Source organism: Nonomuraea sp. NPDC048901 (genome assembly GCF_040649695.1).
Classification (GTDB): Bacteria; Actinomycetota; Actinomycetes; order Streptosporangiales; family Streptosporangiaceae; genus Nonomuraea.
Window position 1 is genome coordinate 395383 of sequence record NZ_JBEZFW010000011.1, and the last position, 10008, is coordinate 405390.

Sequence of the window (10008 nt, forward strand, 5' to 3'; positions counted from 1 at the left end):
GGCCTCGTACGGTCAGCGCGGGGTGGCGGGACCGACCGAGCCTCGGACCACGATGTGGGTGCCCAGGACGACGTGCTGGGGTTGCCGGCGGTCGAGCGCGAGCCTGACCGCGGTCCTGCCCAGCTCTTCGGTGGGGATGCGTACGGTGGTGAGGCCGGGGGAGAGGTCGGCGGCGAACGGAATGTCGTCGTAACCGGCCAGCGACACGTCTTCGGGCACGCGTAGTCCGGCCTCGCGCAGTGCGGCGAGCACGCCGATGGCGACCATGTCGGTGGCGGCGAAGACGGCGGTGAACCGGGCGCCGAGGGTGATCAGCCGGCGGGCGGCGGCCTGTCCGTCGGCGCGGTCGAAGCCTGCCGGGACGATCAGGTCCGGGTCGTAGGGCACCCCGAACGACTCGTGGGCCCGGACGAAACCGCGCACCCGGTCGAGCTTGGTCGTGCTCGCCTGGCCGGGGTGGTCGGCGCCGATCAGGGCGATGTGCCGGTGTCCCTGGGAGAGCAGGTGGCTGGTCATGGCGTAGGCGCCGCCCTCGTTGTCGTACTCGACCACGGTGGTGGGCACGTCGTCGCCCAGCGGCGGCCGCCCGCACAGCACGAGCCGGGAGCCGGCCTTGTCCAGGGCGTGGGCGAAGTGGGACATGCGTTCGCGGTAGGCGTCGTCCAGCGCGCCGCCGCCGACCAGGATGACCGCGTCGGCGCGCTGCTCGCGCATGGCCTCGACCACGGCCAGCTCCCGGGCGGGGTCACCGTTCGTGGCGCACACCATGCACAGGCGTCCCTCAGCGGTGGCCTGCTGCTCCACGCCCTTGGCGACGTAGGCGAAGGACGGGCCGGTGACGTCGTCCAGCACGAACGCCACCGTCTTGGTGCTGGCCCCGGACAGGGCGCGGGCGTGCACGTTGAGCACGTAGTCCAGCTCTCGCATGGCCCGCAGCACCCGTGTCTTGGTGGACTGGGCGACCGGGTAGTCCCCCTTGATCACCCGGGACACCGTGGAGGGGGAGACTCCGGCCCGGGCGGCCACGTCGCGGACGGTGGCACGATCGACATTCATCAAGCCACCCGGTCCAGGTCGTCACCGGTCACTCGGTGCGCCAGAGGCTGCCCCGCGGTCAGGCGTTCCAACTCGTCCAGGACCAGGGTCCCCATCCGGGCCACCTCGTTGCCGTGCGAGCCGGCGATGTGTGGAGTGAGAAAGGCGTTGGGCAGGTCGAACAGCGGCGAGCCGGGCGGCAGCGGCTCGGGCTCGGTGACGTCGAGGATCGCCGACAGCCGCCCGGACTTCAGCTCGGCGACCAGCGCGTCGGTGTCGACCAGCGATCCACGGGCGGTGTTGATCAGCACCGCGCCGTCCGGCATCAGCGCCAGCCGGGTGCGATCCAGCATGTGCCGGGTCTCCGGGATGGCGGGCGCGTGCAGGCTGACGATGTCGCTGCTGCGCAGCAGCTCCTCGAGGGAGGCTCGCCGCACTCCGGGAACCCGCGTGTACGGGTCGTACAGGCACATGTCTAGATCGTACGGCGCCAGCAGCTCGATCACCCGGCGTCCGATTTGCGAGGCGCCCACGATGCCGACCCTGCGGCCGTTGTTGCCGACCAGGGGCTCGATCTTGGCCAGGGTGAAGCCGCGTTCGCGCCGGTAGCGCTCGCTCAGGGCGAAGACCCCCTTGCCGGCCAGCAGGATGGTGCCGACGGTGTACTCCGCCACCGGGACGGCGTTGGCCGCGGCCGCCGAGGAGACCAGCAGGCCGCGTTCCCAGCACGCGGGGGTGACCAGGCCCTTCACCGAGCCGGCGGCGTGCAGCACGGCCCGCAGGTGGGGGGCGGCGGCCAGCACCGCCTCGTCCACCGGCGGGCAGCCCCAGCCGGTGATGAGGATCTCGGTGTCGGCCAGGTCCAGCCGCGGATCGTCGAAACGCTCGGCGACCATTGTCACGTCGATGTCGGCCAGCGTGTCCAGCCGCCGCAGCAAGGGCGCGGGGAAGAGCAGTGCGAGGTGTTCCTCGCGCATGGCGAACAGCGCCTTCGGGCGTGGGGACACGGGGGAAGCCCTCCATTCGATAGACATCGGTTTCTACGCTAGAGGCGCGGCCACTTCCGGTCAACGGATGGCGTCGCAGCAGTACATACACCCGTATGTAACGTATTCGTAACGCGACCTTGTAGGCAGACGTCCCTCAGTCGTAGCGTTCGCAGCGACCGGTTTCTATCGAACTTCGAGAGTCAGCTGCTGCCCCTCAGACGGGACCTAGGTGATGAGCACGCTACAGACGAGGCACGAGTCTCAGACGAGTCCGCCTTCCGGGCCGGCCGCCCGCAAACGCCGTACACGTGGCAAGGTGACGGGACGGACGGGTTGGTCGGTCGGGCTGCTCGCGCTACCGGCGGTCGTCTTCTTCCTGGTCTTCAACTACCTGCCGATGGCCGGGCTGGTGGTGGCGTTCAAGGAGTTCGACGTCAACCTGGGGATCTTCGGCAGCCCGTGGAACGGGCTGGCGAACTTCGCCTACTTCCTGGAATCCGGGGACGCGGCACGGATCCTGTTCAACACGCTCTTCCTCAACGTGCTGTTCCTGGGCGCGACGCTCGCCGCCGGGATCCTCCTGGCGATCATGCTGAACGAGATCCGCGGCACCTTCTTCAAGCGGGCCTCCCAGTCCGTGGTCTTCTTCCCCTACTTCGTCTCCCCGGTCGTGATCAGCATCATCCTGCAGGTCCTGCTCGCTGGAGCCTCCGGCGGGGGAGGAGCGGTCAACGACGCCATGACCGGCCTCGGACTGCCCACGGTGGACTGGTACAACGAGCCGGGACCGTGGCCGTGGATCCTCACCGTGGTGAAGGTCTGGCAGCTCGGCGGCTACCTCAGCGTCATCTTCCTGGCCGCGATCACCGGCATCCCCGAGGAGGTCTACGAGGCCGGGATGATCGATGGAGCCTCGCGGGCCCAGATGGCCTGGCGCATCACCCTGCCGCTGCTCAAGCCCACCGCCGCGGTGCTGCTGGTCCTGGGGGTCGGCCGGATCTTCTACGGCGACTTCGGCACCATCTACGCGATCATCGGCGACAACGGCACCCTGTTCGAGAACACCGACGTCATCGACACCTACGTCTTCCGCGCCCTGCGTCAGCTCGGCGACTTCGGCACCACCGGCGCGATCGGCCTGTTCCAGTCGGTCGTCGGCTTCATCCTCGTGGTGATCGCGGTGCTGATCCAGCGCAAGTACTCCAAGGAGACCAGCATCCTATGAGCGGCAGAAAGCTGGAACCGTTCACCGTCTTCAGCATCGTCGGCGTCGGCCTGGCCGTGCTGGCCTGCGCCATCCCCTTCTGGATGATCATCTCGGGCTCGTTCACCAGCGAGTCCGTGCTGGCCACGACCGGATACAGCCTTTTCCCGGATTTCGATCTCACCGCCTACAAAATGATCTTCACGGGTCCCGCGGTGCTGGACGCCTACCTCGCCAGTGTCTTCATCACCGTGGTGGGCACGGCGTTGTCTCTGGCGGTGACCTCGGGCCTGAGCTGGGTGATCGCCCGCCGGGTGCCCGGCATCAGCCGGCCGCTGACCGTCTTCTCCTACCTGCCGATGCTGTTCTCCGGCGGCCTCGTCCCCTTGTACCTGCTGGTCACGCAGTATCTGCACCTGCAGAACAGCTACTTCTCGGTCATCCTGCCGCTGCTGGTCATGCCCTTCCTGGTCTTCGTCCAGGTCAGCGCCTTCCGCCAGCTGCCGGAGTCGATCTTCGAATCGGCCAAGATCGACGGCGCGGGCGAGCTGCGCATGTTCTTCACGATCGCGTTGCCGCTGTCCAAGCCGATCCTGGCCGTCGTGGGCCTGTTCTACGCCGTGCACTACTGGAACGACTGGTTCATGGCGCTGCTGTTCATCGACGACGTGCACAAGTTCCCGCTCCCGCTGGTGCTGCAGAACCTCATCTCCAACATCTCCTTCACGCAGATGCTGCCGCAGCTGGCCGAGACGGCCACTCCCGTCTACCAGCTCCGGCTGGCCCTGACCACCGTCGCCATCGGGCCGATCCTGCTCGCCTACCCCTTCGCCCAGCGCTACTTCGTCAAGGGCATCACCCTCGGCGCCACCAAAGGCTGATCCCCCCACCTTCTGGAGTTACCGTGTCCAACCCCACCATGTCCCGGCGCGGCCTGCTGGCCGCCGGCGGCGGCCTGTCCGTAGCCGCCTTCCTCGCCGCCTGCTCCTCCCAGCCGAAGGCCGCCGACAATCAGGCCGCCGGCGCGCTCGCGTTGAGCCTCCTGCTGCCCGGCGACGTGCCGGCCGGCTGGGACGCCGTACTGGCCGAGGTCAACAAGAAGCTCCAGGCCGACCTGGGCTTCACCATCAAACCGCAGTTCATCCCGTGGACCAGCTACGGCCAGCAGGCGCTGCTGAAGTTCACCGCGGGGGAGAAGTTCGACACCGCGCTGCAGGCGCGCTGGCTCAACATGACCCAGCTGGCGGCGAGCGGCTCGATCGTCGAGCTGAGCAGCCTGCTGGCCGGCGGCAAGTACCCCAACCTGACCGCCACGATCGACCCGAAGATCATCGAGTTGAACCGGTGGAGCGGCAAACTCTACGGCCTGCCGCAGATCAACTCGGTCGCTCGTTTCCACCACTTCAGCATCCGCCAGGACCTGGCCGACAAGTACGGCATGAGCGACATCACGGATTTCGCGGGGCTGGAGAAGTTCTGGTACGACGTCAAGCAGAAGAACAAGGACATCACCCCGATCGGGCTGAACTCCCGGCTGCCCAAGCTGCTGGTGGCGTGGAACCCGGTCGGCTGGCTCAACCCGTACATGTGGGAGAACCCCAACATGAGCCTCGCCTCCTTCACCGGCGAGTCGCTCAACTTCGTGCTGGCCGCCGACGGCAAGCAGACCGGCTCGTCCCACCCGATCCCGTTCTGGGAGGCTCCGGGGATGATGGACGCGCTGCGCCTGGTCCGGAAGTACTACCAGGACGGGCTGTTCAACAAGAACGCGCTCACCCTCGACTCGAAGGCGCTGGACTCCCAGTTCAAGGCCGGCCGCGTCGCCACCGCCTGGGCCATGACCGACGGCCTGTCCTCCGCGGCCCTGCCCGAGCTGACCAAGAACGTCCCCGGCGCGATGATCGCGAACGTGATGCCGCTCAAGGGCGGTGCGAACGCCAAGCCGTACCAGACCTTCCAGAGTGACAACTTCGTCGTGCTCAACGCCAAGGGCCAGAGCAATGAGAAGGCCATGCAGCTGCAGGACTGGGCGTCGATCAAGGAGAACCACGACCTGCTCAACTACGGCATCCCCGGCAAGGACTGGAAGCCCGTCGGCGACGACAAGTACGAGAAGGTGTCCACCTACACCTTCCCCGGCTTCGCCCTCGCCTGGCGGGCCAAGTTGGAGCGCCGGATCAAGGAGATGACCGAGTCCGAGGCGAAGTGGTTCGATTGGGCGCAGGACATCGACAATTTCACCATCGACCCGTACGCCAGCTTCGTCCCCGACCCTGAGCCGGTGAAGCGGGAGAACGCCCAGGTCACCGCCGCCATGACGCAGTTCGCCAACCCGCTGTTCATCGGCGCGGTGGACGTCGACCAGGGCCTGGACAAGCTGAAGAAGGCGCTGGACCGGGTGGGCCTGGCCAAACTCCAGGCGGAGATGGCCAAGCAGGCCGAAGCGTATCTCAAGGGTCAGTGAACAGCGAGGTAGCACTCGTGCTTTTCTCGGAGGAATGAGCTTGATCCGCAATCCCGTCCTACCCGGCTTCCACCCCGACCCGTCGATCGTGCGGGTGGGGGAGGACTACTACCTGGCCACCTCGACCTTCGAGTGGTATCCCGGCGTACGCGTCCACCACTCCCGCGACCTGGTGAACTGGCGCCCGCTCGGCGGCATCCTGACCGAGCGCGGGCGGCTCGACCTGTCCGGCGTGCCGGACTCCGGCGGCGTCTGGGCGCCCGACCTGACCTACCACGACGGGCTGTTCCACCTGGTCTACGGCGTGATGGACAACTACGCGCTCGGCTACAAGGACATCGCCAACTACCTGGTCACCGCGCCCTCGATCGAGGGGCCGTGGTCCGGCCCGGTCCGGCTGCCCGGCCGCGGCTTCGACGCCTCCCTTTACCACGAGGACGGCCGGAGCTGGCTGCTCAACATGGTCTTCGACTCCCGCCCCGGACGCGGGTTCGCCGGGATCGAGCTGCAGCCCCTCGACGGCGGCAAACCCGAGCTGATCCTGCCCAACCGCAACATCACCGAAGGTCCGCACCTGTACAAGATCGACGGCTGGTACTACCTGATGGTGGCCGAGGGCGGCACGGGGTACGAGCACGGGGTCACGGTGCTGCGTTCCCGTTCGATGGCGGGGCCGTACGAGGAGGACCCGGCCGGGCCGATGCTCACCTCGCGCCACGACCCAAGCCTGGAGCTGCAGAAGGCGGGCCACGGCTGCCTCGTCGAGACGCCGGAGGGGGAGTGGTACGTCGCCCACCTCGTGGCCCGGCCCTACCACAACCGCACCTGCGTGCTCGGCCGCGAGAGCGCGCTGCAACGCGTGGAGTGGGTGGACGGCTGGCCGCGCGTGGCGGGCGGCGTACCCGCCGTGGAGGTGGCCGCGCCCGCGCTGCCCGCCCACCCGTGGCCGGCGGCCGACGGCTGGAACGGGCTGGAGCAGGACTGGAGCACGCTGCGGCGACCCCCCTCGCCGGACTGGCTGACCGCCGACCACGACGGCCTCACCGTGCACGGTGGTCAGTCGCCGTACGGACTGCGCAGCCCGAGCCTGGTCGCCCACCGGGTCACCGCTCAGAAATGCTCGCTGGAGGCGGTCATGCGGTTCGAGCCCGGCACCGTCCATCAGTCCGCCGGCATCACCGCGTACTACAACTCGCGTAACTGGTTCTATCTCGCGGTGACCACCGAGGGGCTCGTGCTGACCAGCAGTGACCGGGGCGCTCGCACCGAGCACCTGCTGGGCCCCGCGGCGGGCGAGGTCAGGCTGCGCGTGGAGTTCGACGGGCCGGTCGTGCGCTTCAACCACGGCCCCGAGCTGGACGCGACGATCCTGTCGGATGAGCATGCGGACGAGCGCGTTGACGGCCAGATGCGCGCTTTCGGCTTCACCGGCGCGTTCGCCGGGTTCTGGGTGCAGGACCTGGCGGGCGAGGGCTGCACGGCGCGCTTCGAGCGGATTCGGTATGAAGCTGTACGTTGAGACCCGGGGCCACGACGGGCCTGCGCTGCTTCTGGTGCACGGCTGGGGCGGAGACCACCGGACGTGGCGCGCCCTGGACTTCGGCGAGCGCCGGGTGATCGCCCCCGACCTGCGCGGCCACGGCAGGTCCCCGGCTCCCGCCCGCGGATACCGGCCCGTCGACCTGGCCCGCGACCTCGTGCCGCTGCTGGACGGGCCGGTGGTGGCCATCGGGCACTCCATGGGCGCCCAGGTGGTCACCGCGCTGGCGGTCGAGCATCCGGAGTTGGTCAGCGCGCTCGTGGTCGTCGCTCCCGCCTATGGCGCGGACGAGGCGGAGGAGCGGCTCATCCCGCAGCGGTTGGCGGCGTTGCGCGCCGAGGGCGCGGACGCGGCGTCGCGGCAGCTCGGGCCGCTGCCCGGGCCGATCGCCGGGCAACTGGCCGCCACACCCGGCCATGTGCTGGCCGAGTGCTACGCCGGGATGTACACGGCGCCGGGCGCGTTCGGGGTGCGCAAGGAATCGGAGCGCTACCTGGCCAGGCGCGACTGCCCGGTGCTCGCCGTCCACAACGTGCCGGAGGCCGCGCGGTGGGAGGCGAGCCTGCCGGCGCACTCCGGCTCGGCGACCGTGGTGTGGCCGGAGGCGGGGCATTTCCTGCACCTGGAACAGCCGGAGAGGTTCGTCGACGTCGTGCTGTCCGAGTGGGGCCGCTGACAGGATCGATATCCGGTCGGCGGGTGAGGCGTTCGGGCGGCCGTCACACCCGCAGAAGGGTGATCTGGCGGCCGGACGGTGTGGCCGCCTGCTCGAATCCGCCTCGTTCTTTCCAGGATGGGGCCTCGGGGCGCCGGTCGAAGATCACCAGCACGCCGGTGGTGAGGGTGAGGCGGTCCAGGTATCGGTCGAGCTGCGCGAGTCCGTCAGGCTTAGGGTCGTTTTCGCTGGCTCGCCAGACCTTCAGCTCCATGGCTTCCCGTTGCACCAGTCGTTCGCCTTCGGGGCCGGTGTAGGGCCAGCGGACGAGCACGTCCAGGCGCTTGGTGCCGGCGGCGTACTCCCGGTCGAGGTGGCCTCCGCCGTTGACCAGGCGGTGCAGGAAGGCCATGAGGATGATCTGGCAGGCGGCCTCGTGGTAGCCCTCCTGCCGGATGAGGACTTCGCCGTGTTCGCGCCAGAACACGACGAACTCCTGCAGCAGGCGCGGCAGGTCGAAACGGCCGTCCGGCAGCACGAAGCTGCGCGGATCGGCTCGCACGAACCGCTCCGTGCGAGCGCCCAGGACCCGTAGCAAGACCTCTCGGTAAATCGGGTTGGCGATCTCTACTCCCCCTGTCCCTCGGATGAGGCCCAGATCATGGACGTAGGAGATGTCATCGTCGAAAGACATGTCCGTGCTTGGCCACGTTCCCGCCAGGATCGGTTCGATCACTCGTTCCACCCGGGGCTCGCGCAGCCGCGCCACGAGCGTGTCCAGATGGGTGGCGCGCGCTCGGATCAACCGCTCCTTGGCATCTTCCACCTGACCGGCGGTGATGGTAATGGTCTTCCCCATCTGGAGGATGGTCTCAAAGGCGAGGGCGTTGACCAGCCACGGTTGTTCCTGGGTCAGCTCGAAGACCCGGTCCACCGCGTCCTTGGTGAATTCCTGGCCGGTCGCCTGTGTGTGCTGGTCGTACAGCTCGGCGATCTGATCGGTGGTGAAGTCGCCCAGGCGCAGCGACTTGGCGACGATGTTGAACGGGCTGGCGGGGTTGGACCGGCTGGGTTCGCCGCCTGAGGCGACCTTGTAGTCACGCAGGTCGCGCAACCCGCACAGCACGACGGATGTGGGGAACGGATGGCCCTCTGGCCGTGCGTTGTGGCCGTCGCGGAGCTGGCTGAGAATGCTGACCAGGCTGTTGCCCTGCAGGGCGTCGATCTCGTCGAGGAACAGCACCACCCGGCGCGGGCAGCGGCGACACCACTCGCTCAGCGCCGCACCGAACCGGCTGCCCGGCGTGACCTGCGGCCACGGATCCGGCGGCAGCAGCTCCTCCGGCCACCCCGAGCGCGCGGCGGCTTCGCGGAGGGAATCCAGCAGAAGTGACTCCGCCCAGCCTACGTCGTCGCCGGCTGGCGGCTTCATGCGGATCAGGTGGTCCGGAAGGCGTCGGCGTTGCGTGCGCACCAGTCGGCGAAGGTGTGGGGCTTGCGCCCGAGCAGGCGTTCCACGGTGTCGGTGCGGAATCCGGCGGTGTCGGCGCGCATGAGGTGGAACCCCTCGATGATGGCCTCGGCCAGCGCCGGAGGTGCCCCGTTGGGGAATCGGGAGGCGACGGCCTCCTGCGCGGTGGTCACCGGCCGGATCGCGATGTCCCGGCCGGCCGCCTCGGCCAGGATCTTGACCTGTTCGGTGATGGTGAACAGCTCCTCGCCCGTGATGACGTATTCCTGGCCTTGGTGGCTGTCGCCGGTCAGGGCCAGGGCGGCTACGGCGGCGATGTCGGCGGGGTCGATCGGCGCGTATCGGCCGGGGCCGACCGGATCGAGGACATAGCCCGCCTGGCGGATGGTGGGCAGCCAGTCGAAGGCGTTGGTCATGAAGCCGCCGGGCCGCAGGAACGTGGCCGGGATGCCGGAGGCCCGGATGGCCTGCTCGCGTTCGTGGTGCCAGCGGCCCATCGCGGGCATCGGGTCGCCGAGCACGTTGAACGAGGACAGGTGCACGATATGGCGTACCCCCGCGGCCTGGGCGGCGGCGACGGCGTGCCTGGTGTGGTCGAGGCCGATGCCGGGGGTGAGCAGGAACAGCCGGTCGACTCCGGCGAAGGCGGG

Annotated in this window: 9 protein-coding genes; 5 read left to right on the forward strand and 4 right to left on the reverse strand. The window is 68.8% G+C overall.

The genetic code is table 11. The annotated features are described in order from the left end of the window. Positions 1-12: 12 nt before the first annotated feature. Together AB0C30_RS35500 and AB0C30_RS35505 are read right to left on the reverse strand one after the other, a co-directional pair. Entirely contained in the window at positions 13-1056 is a 1044-nt protein-coding gene (locus tag AB0C30_RS35500; RefSeq protein ID WP_357952522.1) for a LacI family DNA-binding transcriptional regulator, read from the reverse strand. Beyond that, positions 1056-2042 carry a hydroxyacid dehydrogenase gene (locus tag AB0C30_RS35505; RefSeq protein WP_357952523.1) on the reverse strand — a complete coding sequence of 329 codons (987 nt, stop codon included), beginning with the start codon at positions 2040-2042 and terminating at the stop codon, positions 1056-1058. The genes AB0C30_RS35500 and AB0C30_RS35505 overlap by 1 nt, the downstream gene beginning before the upstream one ends. Positions 2043-2340: 298 nt before the next feature. On the opposite strand from AB0C30_RS35505, the gene AB0C30_RS35510 reads away from it, so the two are divergent. From AB0C30_RS35510 to AB0C30_RS35530, 5 genes are read left to right on the forward strand one after another with little or no spacing between them, the layout of a single operon-like run. Next, a complete protein-coding gene (locus tag AB0C30_RS35510) occupies positions 2341-3249 on the forward strand; it encodes an ABC transporter permease subunit (protein ID WP_357952524.1) in 909 nt (302 codons plus the stop codon). Continuing rightward, entirely contained in the window at positions 3246-4109 is an 864-nt protein-coding gene (locus tag AB0C30_RS35515; RefSeq protein WP_357952525.1) for a carbohydrate ABC transporter permease, read from the forward strand. Before AB0C30_RS35510 ends, AB0C30_RS35515 begins: the two co-directional genes overlap by 4 nt. Positions 4110-4132: 23 nt before the next feature. Beyond that, complete coding sequence (locus AB0C30_RS35520; RefSeq protein ID WP_357952526.1) at positions 4133-5692, forward strand: DUF3502 domain-containing protein; 1560 nt, start codon at positions 4133-4135, stop codon at positions 5690-5692. Between the two features lie 40 nt (positions 5693-5732). Then, positions 5733-7211 carry a glycoside hydrolase family 43 protein gene (locus AB0C30_RS35525; RefSeq protein ID WP_357952527.1) on the forward strand — a complete coding sequence of 493 codons (1479 nt, stop codon included), beginning with the start codon at positions 5733-5735 and terminating at the stop codon, positions 7209-7211. After that, on the forward strand, positions 7195-7908 hold the full coding sequence (locus AB0C30_RS35530; RefSeq protein ID WP_357952529.1) for an alpha/beta hydrolase: 714 nt from the start codon (positions 7195-7197) through the stop codon (positions 7906-7908). Before AB0C30_RS35525 ends, AB0C30_RS35530 begins: the two co-directional genes overlap by 17 nt. Positions 7909-7951: 43 nt before the next feature. Here the strand turns inward: AB0C30_RS35530 and AB0C30_RS35535 are convergent, their stop codons facing one another. Both AB0C30_RS35535 and AB0C30_RS35540 read right to left on the reverse strand, forming a co-directional pair. Continuing rightward, positions 7952-9319 carry a hypothetical protein gene (locus tag AB0C30_RS35535; RefSeq protein ID WP_357952530.1) on the reverse strand — a complete coding sequence of 456 codons (1368 nt, stop codon included), beginning with the start codon at positions 9317-9319 and terminating at the stop codon, positions 7952-7954. Positions 9320-9324: 5 nt separating this feature from the next. After that, on the reverse strand, positions 9325-10008 hold a 684-nt coding region (locus AB0C30_RS35540; RefSeq protein WP_357952531.1), incomplete at its 5' end, for an NAD(P)H-binding protein.